The 20,424-nt window shown below is 57.7% G+C and carries 19 protein-coding genes; 9 read left to right on the forward strand and 10 right to left on the reverse strand.

Annotation, left to right across the window (positions count from 1 at the left end):
* Both GSQ81_RS12910 and GSQ81_RS12915 read left to right on the forward strand, forming a co-directional pair.
* Positions 1-1,257 carry a lactonase family protein gene (locus GSQ81_RS12910; RefSeq protein ID WP_216846428.1) on the forward strand — a complete coding sequence of 419 codons (1,257 nt, stop codon included), beginning with the start codon at positions 1-3 and terminating at the stop codon, positions 1,255-1,257.
* A gap of 58 nt (positions 1,258-1,315) precedes the next feature.
* The gene (locus GSQ81_RS12915) at positions 1,316-2,632 is read left to right on the forward strand and encodes a histidine-type phosphatase (RefSeq protein ID WP_158911127.1); all 1,317 of its coding nucleotides are present in this window, start codon (positions 1,316-1,318) and stop codon (positions 2,630-2,632) included.
* Between the two features lie 25 nt (positions 2,633-2,657).
* Here GSQ81_RS12915 and GSQ81_RS12920 read toward each other — a convergent pair whose 3' ends face one another.
* Positions 2,658-2,924, reverse strand: coding sequence for a hypothetical protein (locus GSQ81_RS12920; protein ID WP_158911128.1), 267 nt, complete (start codon positions 2,922-2,924; stop codon positions 2,658-2,660).
* A gap of 158 nt (positions 2,925-3,082) precedes the next feature.
* Between GSQ81_RS12920 and GSQ81_RS12925 the strand changes: the two genes are divergently transcribed.
* The 3 genes from GSQ81_RS12925 (at position 3,083) to GSQ81_RS12935 (ending at position 5,077) form a co-directional block, all read left to right on the forward strand.
* Positions 3,083-3,997, forward strand: coding sequence for a hypothetical protein (locus tag GSQ81_RS12925; protein ID WP_158911129.1), 915 nt, complete (start codon positions 3,083-3,085; stop codon positions 3,995-3,997).
* 6 nt (positions 3,998-4,003) lie between these two features.
* The gene (locus GSQ81_RS12930; RefSeq protein WP_158911130.1) at positions 4,004-4,342 is read left to right on the forward strand and encodes a hypothetical protein; all 339 of its coding nucleotides are present in this window, start codon (positions 4,004-4,006) and stop codon (positions 4,340-4,342) included.
* 75 nt (positions 4,343-4,417) lie between these two features.
* A complete protein-coding gene (locus GSQ81_RS12935) occupies positions 4,418-5,077 on the forward strand; it encodes a BON domain-containing protein (RefSeq protein ID WP_158911131.1) in 660 nt (219 codons plus the stop codon).
* Between the two features lie 290 nt (positions 5,078-5,367).
* On the opposite strand, the gene GSQ81_RS12940 is transcribed toward GSQ81_RS12935, so the two are convergent.
* From GSQ81_RS12940 to GSQ81_RS12955, 4 genes are read right to left on the reverse strand one after another with little or no spacing between them, the layout of a single operon-like run.
* Positions 5,368-6,156: a LytTR family DNA-binding domain-containing protein gene (locus GSQ81_RS12940; protein ID WP_158911132.1), complete on the reverse strand. Its 789-nt coding sequence runs from the start codon at positions 6,154-6,156 to the stop codon at positions 5,368-5,370.
* A gap of 9 nt (positions 6,157-6,165) precedes the next feature.
* Positions 6,166-6,714 (reverse strand): zinc ribbon domain-containing protein, encoded by a 549-nt coding sequence (locus GSQ81_RS12945; protein WP_158911133.1) that lies wholly within the window; start codon positions 6,712-6,714, stop codon positions 6,166-6,168.
* Positions 6,711-7,106, reverse strand: a complete 396-nt coding sequence (locus GSQ81_RS12950; RefSeq protein ID WP_158911134.1) for a hypothetical protein — start codon at positions 7,104-7,106, stop codon at positions 6,711-6,713. Before GSQ81_RS12950 ends, GSQ81_RS12945 begins: the two co-directional genes overlap by 4 nt.
* On the reverse strand, positions 7,103-7,738 hold the full coding sequence (locus GSQ81_RS12955) for an RNA polymerase sigma factor (RefSeq protein WP_254060168.1): 636 nt from the start codon (positions 7,736-7,738) through the stop codon (positions 7,103-7,105). Before GSQ81_RS12955 ends, GSQ81_RS12950 begins: the two co-directional genes overlap by 4 nt.
* Positions 7,739-8,516: 778 nt before the next feature.
* Here GSQ81_RS12955 and rlmB point away from each other — a divergent pair.
* Together rlmB and GSQ81_RS12965 are read left to right on the forward strand one after the other, a co-directional pair.
* Complete coding sequence (rlmB, locus tag GSQ81_RS12960) at positions 8,517-9,302, forward strand: 23S rRNA (guanosine(2251)-2'-O)-methyltransferase RlmB (protein WP_158911136.1); 786 nt, start codon at positions 8,517-8,519, stop codon at positions 9,300-9,302.
* An 11-nt stretch (positions 9,303-9,313) separates the two neighbouring features.
* Positions 9,314-11,212: a M1 family aminopeptidase gene (locus GSQ81_RS12965; protein ID WP_158911137.1), complete on the forward strand. Its 1,899-nt coding sequence runs from the start codon at positions 9,314-9,316 to the stop codon at positions 11,210-11,212.
* Between the two features lie 2 nt (positions 11,213-11,214).
* Here the strand turns inward: GSQ81_RS12965 and GSQ81_RS12970 are convergent, their stop codons facing one another.
* From GSQ81_RS12970 to GSQ81_RS12990, 5 genes are all read right to left on the reverse strand, one after another.
* Positions 11,215-12,909, reverse strand: a complete 1,695-nt coding sequence (locus GSQ81_RS12970; protein WP_158911138.1) for an AsmA family protein — start codon at positions 12,907-12,909, stop codon at positions 11,215-11,217.
* A 43-nt stretch (positions 12,910-12,952) separates the two neighbouring features.
* The gene (gene lepB, locus GSQ81_RS12975) at positions 12,953-13,768 is read right to left on the reverse strand and encodes a signal peptidase I (protein ID WP_371715331.1); all 816 of its coding nucleotides are present in this window, start codon (positions 13,766-13,768) and stop codon (positions 12,953-12,955) included.
* Positions 13,765-14,016, reverse strand: a complete 252-nt coding sequence (locus tag GSQ81_RS12980; RefSeq protein ID WP_158911139.1) for a hypothetical protein — start codon at positions 14,014-14,016, stop codon at positions 13,765-13,767. Before GSQ81_RS12980 ends, lepB (GSQ81_RS12975) begins: the two co-directional genes overlap by 4 nt.
* A gap of 43 nt (positions 14,017-14,059) precedes the next feature.
* On the reverse strand, positions 14,060-14,875 hold the full coding sequence (lepB, locus tag GSQ81_RS12985; protein ID WP_158911140.1) for a signal peptidase I: 816 nt from the start codon (positions 14,873-14,875) through the stop codon (positions 14,060-14,062).
* Between the two features lie 82 nt (positions 14,876-14,957).
* Entirely contained in the window at positions 14,958-16,085 is a 1,128-nt protein-coding gene (locus GSQ81_RS12990; RefSeq protein WP_158911141.1) for an SIS domain-containing protein, read from the reverse strand.
* 45 nt (positions 16,086-16,130) lie between these two features.
* Here GSQ81_RS12990 and GSQ81_RS12995 point away from each other — a divergent pair, with 45 nt between their 5' ends.
* Complete coding sequence (locus GSQ81_RS12995; protein ID WP_158911142.1) at positions 16,131-17,543, forward strand: APC family permease; 1,413 nt, start codon at positions 16,131-16,133, stop codon at positions 17,541-17,543.
* Between the two features lie 234 nt (positions 17,544-17,777).
* On the forward strand, positions 17,778-20,411 hold the full coding sequence (locus GSQ81_RS13000) for a glycoside hydrolase family 3 C-terminal domain-containing protein (protein ID WP_254060169.1): 2,634 nt from the start codon (positions 17,778-17,780) through the stop codon (positions 20,409-20,411).
* Positions 20,412-20,424 lie beyond the last annotated feature (13 nt).

The following is a 20,424-nucleotide window of genomic DNA, read 5'->3' on the forward strand; positions in this document are numbered from 1 at the left end:
GTGGCAGCCGAAGATTTGGTCAAGCAGGTCAGCATGAATGAAGCTCTTTCACGGCGTGGATTTTTGAAAGGCGCCACAGCCCTTTCGATAGCCCACTCCGTCTCGGCGGTGGCGCAAGGCTCCAAAGACAACGCGCCCAACGGAAGAACTTTGGCATACGTCGGCTGCTACACAGGTGCAATTGGTGATGGCAGCAACGGCAAGGGCATCTACCTGTTCGAGATGGATTCGCGCACCGGAGCACTATTGCCGATCAAGCTTGTCGTCGAAGCAGCCAACCCCTCGTGGCTTTCTCTCGATCCTTCCGGTCGATATCTTTATGCCGCCAACGAGGTCACAAACTTTGACGGCACCAGCGGATCGGTGAGCGCCTATGCTGTTGACCGCGCCAGCGGCGACTTGAAGTTCCTTAACACCGTAAGCTCCGAAGGCGGCGGCCCCGCCTATCTTTCCACCGACGCCGATGGAAAGTATGTCTTCGTCGCGAACTACGCCGGCGGAACGATCGCAGTATTTCCCATCCTTCCCGATGGCCAGCTCGCACGCGCCTGCGATCTCCACCTCGATAGTGGATCGGTAGGAAGCACAACTCCAACCAATGCGCCGCCCGGCAGCTTTGCATGGAGCGGACACGACGCTCCCCACGCGCATATGATTCAGGCCGACCCGAACAACCGCTTCGTCCTGCATACCGATCTCGGACAGGACCGAATCTACGTGCACCGCTTCGACCAGAGCAAAGGCAAGCTCACCCCTGCCGCCACACCTTTCATCGCCCTGCCCACAGGCGACGGACCTCGTCACCTCGCATTTCATCCCAATGGCCGATGGCTCTATTCCATTCAGGAAGAAGCCTCCACGCTGACCTTCTTCCACTACGATCCCTCTACTGGCTCGCTCGCTCCTCAACAGACGATCTCGACCTTGCCTCAGGGCTTTACCGGCACCAGCTTCGCCTCCGGCATAAAAATATCCGCTGACGGACGCTTTCTCTACGCGGCAAATCGGCTGCACGATACCATCGCCGTCTTTTCCATCGAGAGCGACGGCAGGCTGAAGTCTCTCGGCGAAGTCTCCACCATGGGCGACTATCCCAACCAGTTCAACATCGATCCCAGCGGAAAGTTTTTATACGCCTGCAATCGCAAGAGCGACGTCATCACATCGTTCTCGATTAGCCGCGATACAGGGCTGCTCACCTTCACAGGCCACTACACCCCTGTCGGAAGCGCGAGTTGCATCGTCTTTCTCAGATAAATCATCGCTTGGCGCTTGTTGATTTTCGATCGCTTCATTGCCCGTTTGGGAGGTTGCTGTGACTTGCAGACTGCGTCTTCTTCTTGCCTGCCTTCTTGGCATCGCAACCATCTCCCCTCCTGCTTTCGGCCAGTCCGACGAGTTGCGCATGGTGATTGTCGTGAGCCGCCACGGCGTGCGCGCTCCCATCGAAAGCGAGACTCGCTCCAACCGATACAACACGCAGCCGTGGCCAACCTGGCCAGTCGCACCGGGCGTACTTACGCCAAACGGGGCAACCCTCATGGGCAACATGGGCAGCTTCTACAGGCAGCGCTACGCCAATCTCTTCCACGGCCAGCAAAATTGTTCAACCTCAATCTTTGCCGCCGCGAATCGCACCGAAAGAACCATCAGCTCGGCGCAGGCGCTGCTCAAAGGACTGGCCCCCTCATGCCCCATCAAAGTGAATGTGCACGACACCAGCGGCCTCGATCCGCTCTTTGAGGCTGGTGCCTTCGCTGGCGTTGCCAATCACGAAGAGCTGGCAGCCGCCATCCGTGGAAGACTCGGTGGAGATCCGCAGTGGTGGCCGTCAGCGTATCAGCACCAGCTTGAGGACTTGCAGCAAATTCTTTTGAACTGCAAACCGGACCGGCCCTGCAACGTACCCTCAACCACAAAGAAACTGTTGGACGATACTTCTATTGTGAAGGCCGCGAATATCTCCGACATGGTTCAGATCGATGGCCCCGTCAGCAAGGGCGCTGACTTCGCGGAAAACTTTCTGCTGCAATATACCGAAGGCCTTCCGATGTCCCAGGTCGGCTGGGGCCGCGTCTCACGTCCCGAATTGAACACGCTGATGACCATGAACACCGGCTATCACGACTACGTTCTGCGAACACCTTACTTTGCCCAGATCGGCGCCTCGAATCTGGCCAGCCATATCGCCGCGACCTTGCAGCAGGCCGCTGATGAAAAGAGTGTGGGTGGAGCGATTGGTGCCCCAGGCACCCGCTTCCTGCTGCTGCTCGGCCACGACTCCAACCTCACCTGGCTCAGCGGCCTGCTGCATCTGAACTGGCTGTTACCGGATCAGCCGTTAAATGCGACGCCACCTGGAAGTGCCCTCGTCTTTGAGCTGCACCACAATCCAAAGACGAACAAGTTCTACCTGCAGGTCTATTTTATGAGCCAAACTTTGGATCAAATGCGCTACAAGACCCCGCTGACCACCGGGCATGCCCCATCCATCGCAACCATCTTTGTGCCCAACTGCAGCACCGACGCAACCAACAGTTGCCCTCTCGACCGGTTCCAGAGCCTGGTTCAAACGGCAATCGACCGGCTTTTCGTCGAGCCGGTTTCACGCAAAGGCAACCTGAACCCATAACCTTCCCGGAGGCCAATCGGCAGGTCTATTCCCACTGCGTTTTATGCCGTTCCACCCACCAGCAGGCAGCATTGCCCCTCTGCGGAAAGATTGACCGGCTGCAATTTACCGGCACCACGCCCATGAAGTCGTACTCCATCTTGTTCCCCTTCAGTGGAGTGGCCAGCAACTGGTTCACCTGGATCACGCCCATCGGTCCTCTACGAGCCCGGAATACCACCCAATCCCCCACGTAGAGCAATGCCGCCAGAGCCACCACTGCCAACACAATTCGTAAAAGCCATCGCTTCATCTAGCCCTCCAGACAAAAAGAACAATCTACTGCGGCAGTTTTCTCTTGCACGATCCTAACTCTTCCGCGATAGTTGCTTCTTTACCTGCTTCTTCCAAGGACTTGCGATGGCGATTCCACGTCAGATTTGTGTACACCGAAGAGCGCTCCTTGCGCTTATGATCCTATTTCTACTGATGGGCTGCGTGCCGGACCAGGATTACACTCCTGTCGTCAAACAATTTCAGCAATCCTCCGACACCCTCGCTCGCTCCTTCCAGACGTTGCTGGTCAACGCTAATTTAGTCGAGTACGAGCACTATATCGACAGCCAGGCCTTCGACCACGCCCAACTCAGCCCGGCCGAGATCGATAGCCGCGCCGTCATCACTCCTGAAGAGCTCAAGCTCCGTTCCGACGCCATCCTTGCACTCGCGCAATATACCTCCGCGCTCGCTACACTCGCCCAGGGTAAGGAGGAAGGGAAGATCGTAGCGGATGCCATGACCGCCAGCACCAGCTTTTCGACTCTTGCCACCGATGCCCAGACAGCAGCGGCAGGCCATCACCTCATTCCCACCACAGCGGACTACGCGGGCCCCGTCTCCAGCGCTGCCGCCGCCGCAGGCATCATCCTCGGTCTCATCGAGCGCCACCGCACCCACGAAGAGATTCGCCAGAGCATCGAGAAAAACGACCCCGCGCTCACCGCCCTCTTCGACATGCTCGGCAGTGAATCGCAGGTCATCTACGAGCGTCTGAAGAGCACCCAGAGCGCTCAGGGGGTTCTTCTCTTTGCCGACTACAACCGCGAAATCGCCCAGCCCGCGCCGGACAAAGACTATCTCCTCCAGCTAAGCGACCGCATCAAGCAGTTCCGCCGCAACCAGGCCCTTGTAGACCAGTCCAATCCCGCAAAAGCCATTGCAGCCTTCAAAAAATCCCACGATGCCCTTGTAGCTGTCATCCTCGCGCCCAAAGACGCCAAGCCTCACTCTCTCGCCGAACTTGTCGCCTCGGTAAAATCCTTTGCCGCCGAGGTAGAACCGTTGGCAGACGGTGTTCAGACAACCAGCAGCAAGAAGAAGAACTAACGAAAGGTGGCAGACCTTATGACCCAGGCCGAACTTGTTACCGCCATCGGCAACACGCTCACCCAGATGGACAACACCCTGATGGACCCGGCGCTCATCAACCAACCTGCAAAATGGCAGCAGGTCTACGCCATGCGAAAGCACCTCGACGACCAGCAGCGCGCGCTCGTCGCCGCTACCATTCAAGCCGATGACGCCAGCTTCCAGACGCTCACCGGCCAGATTCAACAGGCCATCAAGCAACTCCAACAGGTCATCGACAATCTGAAGAAAATTGACAGCATTATCAATACCATCGCGCAGATCTCCGCCGATCTTGATGAAATCCTGAAAGCCGTAGGCTAAACCACTGGACTCAGTCCTCCGCAGGCAGTATCTTTTTTTCTGACCTCAAATTTCATCCGATATTGGAGAGAAACAATGGCACGTTCGAGATCTCTAACCATTGCAGCAGCCGCCTTGCTCAGCTTTACCTTCTCCGCCGCTCCGATACTTGCCCAGAGCGCCCAATCCAATTCCACCTGGTCGCAAGATGACACCGTCCGCATCATCAAGGACGTCCAAAAGAAGATCGGTGGCCTCACCAACTATGCCGTCTTCGACTGGATCACCTTCGGCATCCACGGCAAAACCCTGGTTCTTAATGGCTACGCCTCACGACCCACCCTCAAGGACGAAGCTGGCCGCGTGGTCAAAGGCATCCCCGGCATCGCTTCGGTCGAAAACAATATCGAGGTTTTGCCCTACTCGCCGAACGACGACCGCGTCCGGGCTGCTGTGTATAACCGCATCTACACCGCGCCCAGCCTGCGCAGATATAACGCCAATCAGGGTAGCCTTGGCCGCGCCATTGGTCCCGGCGCGGGTATCGCTCTGGCAGCCGGAGGCATTACCAACAGTCCGCCTCTTGGCTACCATGCCATTCACATTATTGTGAAGAACGGCAACGTCATCCTCTACGGCGTCGTCTCGAACCAGAGTGATGCCGCAATCGCTGGAATGCAGGCCAACTCCGCTCCCGGCTCGTTCGGCATCACCAACAACATCGTTGTCGAAGGCGCACCTGCCAAGAACAAGTAGCCCCTGCCCAGAATCCTGAACGGAGTGACGGCCAGCTCGCGTCACTCCGTAGCAGACCGACCTTATATCGGCGTCAAACTAGACCCTATCGCTAATTCCTTTCAGGTATAGATTCCTCTGTTTGTCATTCCCGAAGGGAATCTGCGTTTTGCTCAAATCAGCAAAACTACATCTGGAGGAGAGCCGCTCTAAGCACGTTATCCCGACCGAAGCATCGAACAGTTTTACCGTCCGATGCGCAGCGGGAGAGACCCCTGCATTTTGCCCTTGCTTGCTGTTGTCATCACCCGCTACAGGTTGAACAACTCCCGCAACCGTTTTGTCTGCGCCCGGCTCACCGGAATCTCCGTCTTCTTGGGATCGTCCATCCGAAGCTGATAGCTCGACTTGAACCACGGCACTACCTCGCGGATATGCTGAATGTTCACCACAAATGAGCGATGCGCCCTCCAGAATGTCTCGGGATCGAGCTGGTCCATCAGCTCTTCCAGCGTCCGGCAGTTCGAGTGCCCCTCTACCGTGGGCGTCACCACGGTAATCGTGCCCTCTTCGATCGAAGCAAAACATATCTCTCGCTGGTTGACCAGCAGCAACCTGCTCTGCGCCCGCACAATCACCTTGCCCGAATGCGCCTTTCCACCATGCGACTGTTCTTCCATCAGCCGCAGCAGCGCATCCAGCTTGGCCTCGCTGGCCGACTCCGCTGGAGCCGTCAGCCGGGCCGCAGCCTTCTCAATCGTCTGCATCACCCGCTTCTGGTCAAAGGGCTTCAGCAGATAGTCCACTGCATTGACCTCGAACGCCCGCACGGCGTATTGGTTGAAGGCAGTCGCGAATACTACCTGCGGCAGCGGCACCTTGCGGTCCAGCAGCTTCTTCAGCACGGCAAATCCGTCCAGCCCCGGCATCTGCACGTCGAGAAACACCACATCAGGTTTATGCGTCTGGATCAGGTCCACCGCCTCGATCCCATTGGTTCCCTGCGCCAGCACCTCGACGCCGCCACCCCGCTCCAGTAGATACTGAAGCTCCTGCCGCGCCAGCGGTTCGTCATCGATGATGAGCGCGGTCAGTGCCATACAACAATACTAGTCGCTATAGACCCGCAACCGTGCCGGCATCTGGTCCTCGGCAAGGTCATGCCCACACTGGGTGCAGTACACATCCGTAATCTGCACGCCGCGAAAGCAGCGCCCACACACCGGAGCCACCTGAAACTGGCACTGCGGACAGAAGTGAATACTGGAGTCAATCTCTGTACTGCAGTGCGGGCAACGCGAAAGAATTGGCTGTCGCAGCAGGAAGTAAACCACCGCACCAATTCCGCCGGGCATCACAATCACCACCAGCATCCATAGCCCCGCCGACATATTGCGCCGCTTCACATCGCGGCTGACATAGCCAATCAGCAGAACGTAGGTGGCAAATGCAGTTCCCCACGAATACCCCATGATGAGCCGCATCGGCAGCATCTCATGACGGTGATGCGGCATCACTACCTGAAAAAGATACTGAACCGCTCCAAACACGGCAATCGCCAGAATGACAGACCACGCCGGGATCAGGCTAAGCTGGTCTTCATCCGTCGCCGCAGTCTCGCGAGTCCTGTTCGATTTGTGGTTCCAGGGCAATGTCATGGCATCGTCTCGCCGCCAGAGCGTTTACGCATCCGGCGGAACCACACCGTCACCAGCAGCGCCATCGAAAGAGGAAAGAACCACAGAGCCAGCACAAGGAACTGATCGCTCGAATCGGGAACGCCGATCGGAATCAATTCATAACCATCCAGCACTGTCCACACTGCCGAGCAGATCATCAGCAAAAATACGGAGCTGACCGTCAGCGGAATCCACAAGCTGCGAATACGGCTGCGTCGCGCCTCCAGCATCTTCGCCCGTTCCCGCACCACCCGGTGCGTTCGGTTGACGATCGATGCCTTCGCCGCCACATTCATCTTCGGCAGACCCGGGCCGCCGCGTGTGCGGCCAGTCTCCATCAATAAAGAGTGCTCATCGAGAATGCTCTTCATAGGGCCGCCTCTCCCACAGGGCGGGATGCACGAATCTGTTCCATCTCCGGCTTCAAAGCCGCCAGCCCTCGATAAAGCCGAGACTTCACCGTAGACAAAGGAGCACGCGTAACGCCTGCGATCTCTTCGAGCGAAAGCTCTTCGTAGAACCGCAGTACCAACACCTCGCGGTAGTTCGGTTCGAGCTTCAGCAGAACCTCGCCCACCTCGGCGCAGTTCTCTCGCTCCTCAAGCTGCTCCAGCGGAGAAGGGCCGGACATCGCAACTTCAAATGGCCTGTCGTCTTCCTTGCTGTCGCTCATCTCATCGAGGCTCGCCATGGTTCGCTTCCGCGACAGGTCGATCACCAAATTACGTGCAATGGTAAACAGCCACGTATCGAAACGGGCCTTCCCGTTATACTGCGCTCCCCGCAGCAGGACGCGCATCCATGTCTCTTGAAACAGGTCTTCTGCGACCTCGCGCTTGCCCGTAAGAAACAGCAGGTAGCGCATCAGCCGATGTTGATAAAGCTCAATCAATTGGTCGAGCAGTTCGGGGTCCTGACGCTTCAGCCCCTGCGCAATGGCCAGGTTCTCGCTCTGAGCCGGAAGGGCCACAGCAGTTGCGAGCGAGATTGTTCCATCGTGCACACTCTCTCTGACGCGAGAGCGTTTAAAAAAGACTCGGTTAGGGCTGAATTTATCCATGCAGCACAAAAATTCCTCGCTCGTATAGCGCCACCAGCACAACGCCTCCGGCTGATTCATTCTAAATGGCCGATGACAACAAATGCCTTGGCGATCCGCCTATGATGACGACCTGACCGCTGTCACCCGCCAACCGTTTCGCCTCAATCGTCGTCGGAAGCCATCAAAAACTCGCCACCATCTCTGTAACTCACGTGTCGCGACCCACCCATGTCATCTCGACGGCCTATCTCGATCTCTCCACGTCATCGCGACCGGCTTACCTTGGCCTCTCCACGTCATCTCAACCGGAGCGAAGCGGAGTGGAGAGACCCCTGTATTTCGCCTTTGCCCAGAATCCGGACAGATCCATCAAGCAATAAGTTTTCTATCCAACTGATTCCAAGCCAGTTATAAAATATATTTCCAAGAACAAAGGCAAAAACACGTGTCAAGCCCCAAAACCATCTAACTCAAAGAAAATAAACCATATAGCGATTGCAAAAGAGTTTTATCCCATTCATTACACTAAAAGAGTAGACAAATATCTGAAAGATCGAAACCGGAAAAATCAGACTAACTCGTTTAGATAGAATATTTTACCGATAAACCTTTAGGAATGAATATTTTGCAGGATTTAATTCTCGCAAAATCATAAAACAAAAAGACTTACGCCCAAAGTACCCCCGGGGGGTGGGGTGACACTGGAGAACATAACCCGGCTGCACGATAGACTTAGTTCATGGAAGTTCTGTACGGTCTTCATCCAGTCGAGGAGGCCATCCGTTCCGGTTCGCGCCAGCTTGACCACGTAAGCGTCGCCCGCGAGCGTCGCGACGAACGCCTTGAGCGTCTCATCCAACTCTGCCGCACCGCAGGCATCCGCGTCGCGCTTGAGCCTCGCGATCAACTCACCCGCATTGCAAAGACAGACATGCATCAGGGCGTGCTCGCACTCGTCAAGGAACGCCAGTTTCTCGGCGTCGAAGACCTTCTGGCCCGCAAAGAAGAAGGACAGCACCGCTTCTTCCTCGCGCTCGATGGCGTCGAAGATCCCCACAATCTCGGCGCTCTCCTTCGTACCGCCGACGGAGCCGGAGTTGACGGAGTCATCCTGCCCGAGCGCCGCTCCGCTCCGGTCACCGCGACGGTGGCGAAGACCTCTGCCGGAGCCTCGGAGCATGTCCGCATCGCCCGCGTGACCAACCTCGTCCGCGCCCTCGAACAGATGAAGCAAAAGCACGTCTGGGTCCTCGGCCTCGACGAGCGCGGAACACCGGACTATACCGAGTTCGACTTCAAGATCGATTGCGTCCTTGTACTGGGGAGTGAAGGCGCAGGGCTGCACGATCTGGTCAAGAAGACCTGCGACCATCTACTGCGCATCCCCATGGCAGGTCAGGTCTCGTCCCTGAACGTTTCGGTGGCAGGCGCAGTCGTGATGTACGAAGCCATGCGCCAGCGGCGGCCGCCAGCAGAAAAGCCTGCGAAGAAGCCAGAGAAAGCCCGCAAGGGATTAGGGTCTTGAATTTGAATCTGATGTCCGTTTTTCCGCAGAACCGTTTCCAGCACCGCGTTTACCTGATCACCCTCTCTCTGGCGCTATGTCCCGTAGCTATAGCTCAGGTCAAGCAGCCTGCTGCTGGGCAGCGCGACAAAGTTCTCTTCAGCAGCGACCAGCCTCCCGCATCGGTCGCGACGAAGAGTGCAAGGTCAATCGATACCGTCAGCGATACGGAGCGCAACTCTCTCACCTTCACCGCCTACGATCTGGATGCACATCTGATTCCCGCCAAGTCGCAGCTTTCGGTAAGAGCGAAACTAACCGTACGCAACGTTGGAACTGAGCCGCTGACCGATCTGGCCTTCCAGTTGTCCTCTTCGCTGAACTGGGAGAGCTTCGAGATGCGCAGCGGTGACCACGTCGTTCCTCTGGCCTTCGCGCAGCACCTCATCGACACTGACACCGACCACACAGGCCAGGCAAAAGAAGCCATCGTAACCCTGCCCCAACCGCTGGCTCCCAACGCCACAGTCGAACTGACAACGTTCTACTCCGGCGAGATTCAGCAATCGGCGAAGCGTCTGGAGCGCATTGGAGCACCGCCCGACCAGGCGGCGGCGGCGGACTGGGACAAGATCGCCCCTGACAGCACCGCTCTTCGCGGATTTGGCAACGTACTTTGGTATCCCACCGCATCCGCGCCCGCGCTCCTTGGTGATGGAGCCAAGCTCTTCCAGCTCGTCGGCAAGACCCGGCTGCAGCAGGCTGCTGCGACGATCCACCTGCGGCTCGCCGTCGAGTACATCGGCAACCCACCCGATGCAGCCTTCTTCTGCGGCCAGCGTAAACCGATGGTCGCCGTCAACGAGAACGTCGATGCGGCATCGGCAGCGAATCAACCCGGAGTTGCAACCGCAGACTTCCCCAGTCGTCCATTGGGCTTCCGCTCTGCAAGCCTGTTCCTCACCGCCGGAGCTGCCACGACCACCGATGGAAACCAGATCGCCGCTGTGACGGACCACTACGACACGGTACCCACCTATGCGGCAGCCGCCATCAAGGTACAACCGCTGCTGAAGGAATGGCTCGGCCCCACTCCCCTGACCACGCTCAACATCATCGACCACAACGGCCAGCCGTTTGAAGACGACTCTCTTCTCGTCGCCCCGATGCGTGCCGTCGATCCGGATACTTTGGCTCCGGCCCTGGTTCACTCGCTTACGCACGCATGGTTCCGCTCCTCTCATGTATGGCTCGACGAAGGCGTACCGCAGTTCATGTCCCTGTTGTGGGTTGAGCATACTCAAGGCCGCGACGTTGCGCTTCAACAACTGCAACAGCAGGTAAACACGTTAGCTTTGGCCGAACCCGCACCGTCCGAGAACGCTGACCTGACGTTGGAGGGACAGAGCCTGATTCGGGCAAGTGATGAGATCTACTACCGAACCAAGGCGGCGGCCGTTTTGTGGATGTTGCAGTCCATCGTTGGGAACGATGCGCTCAAGCAGGCATTGCAAAGCTATCGCCAAAGCGGCAGTCGAGACGATGATCCAAAAGAGTTTCAACATGTGCTGGAGCAGTCCTCGCACAAAGATCTCAATTGGTTCTTCAATGACTGGGTCTATCATGACCGCGGTCTACCTGACCTGACCATCGCCAATGTGACGCCGCGCCAACTACCGGCACAAGGCCTGAAGGCAGCGAGCTTCCTGGTTGCCATCGAGATCCGCAACAATGGCGACGCTGCCGCGGAAGTTCCTGTCACGGTACGTTCAGGAGCGCTCACGACGACCGAGCGGCTTCGCATCATGGGACGATCGAGCGCTTCGACACGGATCGTCTTCGAAGGTACGCCCAGCGAGGTCATGGTGAACGATGGCAGCGTACCCGAAATAGAAGCAAGTACGCATACCAAGCAACTTGTAATGCATTGAGGCTAGGGACGTCCCGCACGGCGTGGGTGGCGAGCAGATGGATGCGGCGAATTTGCTGTCCAGACCTGAGCGCCGCCCCACGAACGAACCGCCGTTAGATCGACCGATGAGGGCGTTGCGACATGATTGGCGGGCAATGCCTTCATCAACCCATCCCCCAGTTCGGGCAGCGCGGTTCCCAGCGCGAGCAGGCGTGAAGGCGAGGCGATGCCGGTGAGATGCAGCGTATATCCGGTCGCATCGAAATGGCCCTCCAGCGTTGCTGGCTCTTTGCCGCCAAGAGCCAGCGCTGCGGGAGCCAGCACAAAGCTGCTTCCGGTTGCCGGCGGCGCAGAGTGCTTTGTGCGCAAATGAGCCTTGGGCCCAGGCTGCGTGGCCGAATGGATTGCAATATTGCCGGAGACCAGCGAGGATGTGCCGGTGTTCGTGCTCACAAGTTTCGCGCCGGTCACAAAGATAGCCCCTTGCCACGATGGAGCAGCAGGCAACGCGTCGGGATGATGAGAGATGCTTCCTGTCAGCGTTCCGCCCATGGTGACATCAGCAGGAACCCGCTCGTTGACGACATGCAGCCAATCGAGGAGCGTGTCAGCCGGAATGCCCGGAATGGAGAGATCGACGGTCGCCGCATTAAGATCATGGATGTCCGGCAGTGATCCTGAGAGCATCAGTACCTGGGTTCCGGAGGAGCCGGACGGCGGCCAACTGCAGCGAACTTTATCGAACCCATGAAATAGGTTCGTTGCCGTGCCAAGACACTCCAGCTCGATATTCAAAGGGTGTTTTGGAACAAAATCGGCACGACGAGCGTCACTGGTGCTGAATTTAGCCTCTACCGAACTGTTTCCGACCGTTCCCTGTATGTTTGCCGAGAGCGTCATGTTCCCACGCCAGCCAGCGTCACGGCCAAACAGGACCCGGCTTGCACCTCCGAGCGGCGCATCGCGCCATTCTCCTTGAAGATGAATTGGCACCTGTCTCAGAGAGGCAGCGCGTCCAAGAGTGCCTTCAACCTGAATGGTGCCCGCACCCGAGACGACGGTGTCGGTTCGTGCGGGATTGGCCTTCAGGCGAAGGTGCCATTGTTCCGGACTCGGTAGCCAGAGGGCGAATTCGGCGTCTGTAAAAGAGAGGGGGATCTTTTCCTGGCCGAGCTTAATGTTCAGCCGCGCCCCGGTCGCTTCGATATATGGAAAGCGCGGAGTTGGCCCAGCTTTCTTCTGCGCGGTCGGGGCAGCCTCGATGTGCGAAGCTTGCAGAAGAATGCTTTCAAGGTTCCACTTGCCGTTAGGCAGATGCACCAGATTGACGCTGGGGTCGGTAAAGCTGATCGTTGAGAACTCGACGCGCTTGGTCCACAACGAACGGATGCGCAGGGTCACTCGCACCGAGTTGGCCCGGATGATTGGCTCGGAACCAAAGGCCGGGTCTTCATCGACGACCAGATTATTCAGCGTAAATCCCGGCAGCGGCAGCAGGTTCAGGGTGACTTGGTCCAGATGGACAGGGCGGCCGAGGCTCTGGCTGATGCTGGTAGCAATACGGTGTTGAAGGCGATTCACGCTGATCAGCGGCGGGACAATCGCCAGCAAAAGTAAGGCCAGAAGGGCCAGCCATAGAAAGAGAAAACGGCGAAAGATGCCGGGGCGGGGCGACTCTGTGTCGCTTTGCGCGTGAATTGGATCAATTTCCTGCATGAACATATTCCGCGCTACAACACCCGAGACGCGGCTTCAGCCTTTATCGAATAATGTGAAATGTGCGACGCCAGCGAGTCTCATCGAAGAAATGCACGAGAATGTGGCCCATGAAGCCAAGACGGTCACCGAGGCTGGTTTTGTCCATCTGGTCGGCAGGGGTCTCGAACGACCAATAGACGAACAGAGGACGACCGACGATGTTCTGCCGGGGGACGAATCCCCAATAGCGCCCGTCGAGGCTTTCGGTACGGTTGTCGCCCATGGCGAAGACCATGCCCGGCGGAACTACAAGGTCGCCGTTTTGAATGTGGTTCGGAAGATCGAGCGCCCAGCTTGCGGTGATGCCAAGCGGCTGTATCTCATATTGGGGAGGAGGAACGGAGGGGAAGTCATCACGATAGGCGTCGAAAGCGTGCTGCGGGTTGCCGTCGTCGGCTGGCTTGCCTGCCTGTGGCTCATCCTGCGCAACGCCATTGAGATAGACGATTCCGTTGTGGAGATGAATACGATCTCCGGGAATGCCTATGGCCCGCTTTACCAGAAAGAGGTCCGGAGTTTCAGGGTTGGGTTTGAAGAAGACGATGACGTCGCCCCGGCGAATGTCGCGGTAGTGAACGAAAGGAGCCCATTTCGTAGGTGGCGCAAAGGAGGCGCGGTCTACCAGAACATGATCGCCGATCAGCAGCGTCTTCTCCATGGAACCGGAGGGAATCTCATAGTTCTGAAAGATGAATGTCATGACGAAGAGACCGATCGCCAGAACGGTGCAAATGGAAGCCAATGATTCCAAAGGAGTTTCGGTTTGATTTACCTGCTTGGCCGTCGTCTCTTCGGGTTCGGATGCCATTGTGCTCATTGCGTGCTTGTCTCCACAGATGCAAGTGTCAGTGTATCGCCGATTTGCGGTCTTGACGCGGCGGAATGTGGGCTGATGCTGGGGACGATACGGCGCTGCAGGCGGTTAACGATGATCAGCGGCGGAACAATCGCCAGCAGAAGCAGCGCCACCAAGACCGGCCATTGCAAGAGATAGAGGCGGAAGATGCCGCCGGAGCGGGGCGACTCCTCGTCGCTCTGCATGTGAGTTAAATCGGTTTTCTGCATGAATCGTAGTTCCGCATACGACACCCGAACGCGGCTTCAGCCTCTATCGAATGATGTGAAATGTGCGGCGCCAGCGAGTCTCATCGAAGAAATGCACGAGCATGTGGCTCATGAAGCCGAGGCGGTCCCCAAGGCTGGTTTTGTTGACCTGATCGGCCGGGGTCTCAAACGACCAATAGACGAACAGTGGGCGTCCAACGATGTTCTCCCGGGGGACGAATCCCCAGTAGCGCCCGTCTTCGCTTTCTGTGCGGTTGTCGCCCATGGCGAAGACCATGCCCGGCGGAACGACAAGGTCGCCGTTTTGAATGTGGTTTGGAAGATCGAGCGCCCAGCTTGCCGTGATGCCGCCCGGCCCAACCTCCATCGGCGGAGGGGTAACGGAGGGGAAGTCGTCACGATATGGGTCGAAGGCGTGCTGCGGATTGCCGTCGTCGGCAGGCTTGCCCGCCTGAGACTCATTCTGGGCAATGCCATTGAGGTAGACAATTCCGTTGCGGAGATGGATGCGGTCTCCCGGAATGCCGATGGCGCGCTTCACCAGATGGAGATCGGGAGTTTCGGGATTGGGCTTATAGAAGACGATGACGTCGCCGCGGTGAATATCGCGGTAGTGAACGAAAGGAGCCCATTTCGTCGGCGGGGCGAAGGAGGTGCTGTCTACCAGAACATGGTCGCCGATGAGCAGGGTCTTCTCCATGGAACCGGAGGGTATCTTGTAGTTCTGGAAGATGAATGTCATGACGAACAAGCCGATCGCAATCACGGTGCAGATGGACGCCAATGATTCCAAGGGAGTTTCGGTTTGATCTGCCTGCTTCACCGTCGTCTTCTCGGGCTCGGATGCCGCTGTGCTCATTGAGCGTTTGCCTCCATTGATGCAAGTGCAGTGTATCGCCGTATCGCCGATTTGCGGTCTTGACGCGCCGTTTGTGGCCGGTCTACTCCTGTACCACTGCTTTGACCAGGTTGCGGGGATTATCTACATCAATGCCGCGGCCTATGGCCATAAAGTAGGCAAGCAATTGCAGCGGAACGACTTCATAGAGAGGAGCGATGTATTCGGCGCACTGCGGGATGGTGACGGTGTGCGTGCTGAGTTCGGCGATGCGGGTATCTCCCTGATTGACGATGGAGAGGACCACTGCCCCCTGCTTGCGCATGTCGCGGAGGAGGTTGACTGTCTTTTCGTAGCGCAGCAGAGAGTCAGGGGCATGTGGATCGCTGGTGGCAAGGACGACGAGCGGGGTGTTGGCGTCGATCAGGGCGTTGGGGCCGTGCTTGAGCTCGCCGGTAGGGTAGCCCTCGGCCTGAATGTAGGAGGACTCCTTGAGCTTGAGCGCGCCTTCGCGGGCGATGGGATAGTGAACGCCACGACCGAGGAAGAGGAAGGATTCGGCTGATTGAATCTTGGGAGAGAGTTCGGCGATCTGCGACTCCCACTCCGGCAGGATGGACTGCATGGCGGCAGGGACCGCCTGTATCTCTTCAAGGTGCGACTCGACGACGGCGCGGGTCATGCGGCCACGGATGCGCGCGGCGAAGAGAGAGAGCAGCGAGAGAACTGTGAGCTGCGTGGTGAAGCTTTTGGTAGCGGGAACGGCGCGCTCGATGCCAGCCATAGTGGGCAGAGAGCAGCCTGCCAGCTTGGCCATAGTGGATTCGGGCTTGTTGGTGATAGCGATGGTCGAGGTACCCCGGGCAATGGCCTCGCGCAGGGCCTCAGAGGTATCGGCGGTCTCGCCGGACTGCGAGATGGCGAGGAAACAGGGATTTTTGAGGGTATGGGTGGAGCGATAGATGTACTCGCTGGCGTACTCGACATCGACGGGAATTCCGGCGAGGTCTTCAAAGAGAATCTCGCCGACTAGACCGGCGTGGCGGCTGGAGCCGCTGGCGGAGATGAGCAGGCTCTCTTTGCCGACGAGCGCCTGAAGGGCGGTGCGGAAGGTGTCCTCGCGAAGACAATTGGCCTCGGTGTAGGCGGCCAGGGTTTCGGCGATGGCATTGGGCTGCTCGAAGATCTCGCGGAGCATGGCGTGAGGAAAGGTTTTGTTCTGCGGAAGCATGGTTGTGTACGCCCCTTCTGTATCTTCTAGTTATAAATGAGTGCGATGAAGCGAGTGGTTCGTCCAAAGCCGTTGGAGCTGGAGCGTGGGCTGTCTACCAGCTCGGCGCTGGGGCTGAACGTGATCGACATGGTAGGCGTGGGGCCGTTTATTACGCTGCCGCTGATCGTCGGCGTGATGGGCGGACCGCAGGCGATGCTGGGATGGGTGCTGGGCGCGCTGCTGTCGTTGTGCGATGGCTTGATTTGGAGTGAGTTGGGGACGGCTTATCCCGAAGCTGGCGGGTCGTATGCCTATCTGAAACATCTTTATGGCGAACGTGGCTGGGGAAAGGCGTTCTCGTTTCTTTATGCGTGGCAGTTGCTGTTTAGTGCTCCGCTTTCGATTGCCTCAGGGTGCATTGGGTTTTCACAGTACGCTTCGTTCTTCGCACCCAATGCCGGTCATGCATTCTTTTCGGCACGGTGGCTGGGCGTTCCGATTGTGCTGAGCGGACAGACGCTGATTGCGATGGCAGCGTGTCTGATTGCAGTGATCGTGCTCTATCGCAGCATCGTGAAGATCGACCGCATCGTGCGCTGGCTGGGTGTGGTGGTGGTGCTGACGCTGCTACTGATTATTGTCGCGGGATTTCTGCACTTCGATGCGCATCGCGCGTTTGATTTTCCCGCAGGCGCGTTTCATCTGAACAGCGCTTTCTTTGTAGGGCTGGGCGCGGGGATGCTGATCTCGGCCTATGACTACTGGGGTTATTACAACGTGTGCTTTGTGGCAGGAGAAGTGCGCGATCCGCAGCGGACAATTCCGCGCGCTGTGCTCGGCGCGATTGGGATTGTAGGCGCGCTTTATCTGCTGATGAATGTGAGTGTGCTGGGCGTACTGCCATGGCGAGAACTGGCCGCCGATACCGACAGCCATGCGCGGATGTTTACGATGGCCGTGTTTATGGAGCGGCTTTATGGGCATACCGCCGCTGGTGTTGTCGTTGTGTTGATTGCGGTGGCAGCGCTGGCTTCGGTACTGGCGCTGCTGCTGGGGTATTCGCGAATTCCTTTTGCAGCGGCGCGGGATGGGAACTTTCCAGCATGGTTTGGCGCGGTGCATGAGAAGCACCGGATTCCGCAGCACTCGCTGCTGACACTGGGTGCGATGACGATGGCTTGCTGCATCTTTCGATTGCAGGAGGTGATTACAACGCTGGTGGTGATTCGGATTTTGTTTCAGTTTCTGCTGCAAGGGCTAGCAGTGTTGCTGCCCAAGCATCGGCGCGAGCGCAAGGTGCGCGGGTTCAGGATGCCGCTCTATCCGCTGCCTGTTTTGCTGGCGTTGAGTGGGTTTGTTTTCATCTTGTTTTCGCGGCCTCACTTTGTGCGGGAGATGCGAACGGCTGGATTGATTCTGATTGCCGGTGCTGTGGTTTACGGCGTGCGTTATGTTGCGGGGCGCGTCCAAGGTTGATTCGATGTCGTTGTTGCGAAGATGGAGTGGAGGCTGAGTGGGCAGAGATTTGCTCTCCCACCCCTCGCAAAAGCGCGAAGGATGGGGAACCCGAGCTCTTTGCACAAAATGAGAAAGCCCGGTCAGTTTTAACGATTTACTTTCGGTTTTATTGCGTTCTGCGGTTACGACCAGCTAAATTGGCAAGGTAGATTGATTCCTTTTGAAAGCTGGTGCGTAACGATGTCGCGAAAGATGCTGCCTCTATTTGCAGGCTTGATTGCAACGGTAATGATAGGGACGGCTGCGGCAGGAGCGCAGACGATGCCGGTATATATGGATTCTTCGCAGCCAGTGGCAAAGCGTGTAGACGACCTTGTCGGTCGGATGACGCTCGAAGAAAAAGTCTCGCAGATGCAGAACCATGCAGCCGCAATTCCACGGCTCGATGTACCGGAGTACGACTGGTGGAGCGAGGGTCTGCATGGGATTGCGCGGTCGGGCTATGCGACGGTGTTTCCGCAGGCGATTGGGCTGGCGGCAACGTGGGACACGCCGCTGATGCATGAGGTGGCAACTACCATTTCGACCGAGGCAAGGGCAAAGAATGCCGAGGCGCTGCGGCATGGCATTCACAGCATCTATTTCGGGCTGGATGTCTGGTCGCCGAACATCAATATCTTTCGCGATCCGCGATGGGGACGAGGGCAGGAGACGTATGGCGAAGACCCTTTTCTGACATCGCGGATGGGAGTGTCGTTTGTTGAGGGGTTGCAGGGAGACGATCCGCACTACTTCAAGACGATTGCCACGCCGAAGCACTATGTTGTGCACTCGGGGCCAGAGAGTACGCGGCATACGGCGAATATTGATGTCTCGCCCCACGATCTGGAAGACACCTATCTCCCTGCGTTCCGTGCGACGGTGAAGGAGGCCAAGGCGGGGAGTGTCATGTGCGCCTACAACGCAATTGATGGCGAACCGGCTTGCGCGAATACGTTTCTGCTGTCAGATACTCTGCGGAAGACGTGGGGTTTCAAGGGGTATGTGACTTCGGACTGTGGCGCGATTACGGATGTTGCTGAGGGGCACAAGTTTGCGCCGGACATCGAACATGCTTCGGCGGTTTCGGTGAAGGCAGGAACGGATACGAGCTGCGGGGATGAGTATCCCAGCCTGACAAAAGCTGTGAAGGACGGACTGATCTCGGAGGCGGAGATCGACCAGTCGGTAAAGCGGCTGTTTACGGCGCGGTTCGAGCTTGGGATGTTTGATCCGGCATCGAAGGTGGCCTATGCGCGGATACCTTTTTCAGAAGATGACTCGGTGGCGCATCGCGAGCTGGCGTTGCACGTAGCTGAGAAGTCGATGGTGCTGCTGAAGAACGATGGCATCCTGCCGCTGAAGAAGAGCGTGAAGACGATTGCGGTCATTGGGCCGAACGCGGCTGCGCTGTCTGCGATCGAGGGGAACTATAACGCGATTCCCTCGCATCCTGTGTTGCCGCTGTCAGGGATGGAGGCGAAGTTTGGCGGACAGGCGAAAGTTCTTTATGCGCAGGGATCGCCTTATGTTTCCGAGCTGACAGTTCCGGTGCCGCGAACGGTGTTCCATCCAGCGAAGGGTAGCGCAGCATTTGGGTTGAAAGGGGAGTACTTCGACAATGTTGATCTAAAGGGCAAGCCTGTGGTGACGCGGGTGGACCAGCAGGTGGACTTCGATTGGAACGCTGCTGCTCCGGTGCCTGGTGTCAAAGCTGCGGCGTTTGGCGTGCGCTGGACGGGGACGATAACGCCTCCTGTGCCGGGCAAGTATGAGTTCAACTTTCGCGGAGAGGCGAAGGATGCGCGGGTATTTCTGGATGGTAAAGAAGTCACCGCAGAGCAGGCATCGACGAAGAAGCATTCGCGAAGGACGGAGCCGTTTGTGCTGGACCTGAGCGATGGACAGGCCCATGATCTGCGGATTGAGTACGCGCATCAGACACCGTTGTTTGACGCAGGACTTTCGCTCGAGTGGAAGCCGCCGGTGGAGGCTGAGCGCGCAGAGGCAGTGAAGACTGCCGAGCAGGCAGACGTTGTGGTTGCGTTTGTGGGACTTTCGCCGAATCTTGAGGGCGAAGAGATGCCCGTACACGTCGAGGGTTTCGACGGCGGCGACCGCACTGAGATTGAACTACCTGCCGTGCAGAAGGAGATGCTTAAGGCGGTAGCTGCAACTGGCAAGCCGGTGATCGTAGTACTGATGAACGGCAGCGCTCTGGCAGTGAAGTGGGCCAAGGACAATGCGGCGGCCGTGCTGGAAGCCTGGTATCCGGGCGAAGAGGGCGGCGCGGCGATTGCCAATACGCTGGCAGGCGATAACAATCCTGCGGGGCGACTGCCGATTACGTTCTATACAGGAACGAAAGAGTTGCCGCCGTTCGACGACTACTCCATGAAGAACCGGACGTATCGCTACTTTACCGGGACTACGCTTTGGGGCTTTGGGTATGGGCTGAGCTATTCGAAGTTCAAGTGGAGCGATGTGAAGCTCTCCACGGAGAAGCTCGCCGCGGGCGAGCCGCTGACGCTGGATGCCGAGGTAGAGAATACCGGCGCGGCAAAAGGAGATGCGGTCTCGGAGATTTATCTGAAGGCCCCAGCTTCGGCTACCGCTCCGATCCATTCGCTGGTGGGGTTTGTACGGACTCCGCTGGATGGCCATGCGCGGCAGCATGTGCATGTTGTGATCGGTCCTCGTAACCTGAGCACCGTCGCTGCGGATGGAAAACGCAGCATTGAGGCCGGAGAGTACACGCTCTTTGTGGGCGACGCACAACCAGGAGCCGATGACAATGGCATAACGAAGCAGTTTACGGTTATCGGGTCGAAAGAGCTGCCTCGGTAGAGCACGTCACGCG

Origin of the sequence: Granulicella sp. L56, from assembly GCF_009765835.1 — a bacterium.
In the GTDB taxonomy this organism is placed as follows: Bacteria; Acidobacteriota; Terriglobia; order Terriglobales; family Acidobacteriaceae; genus Edaphobacter.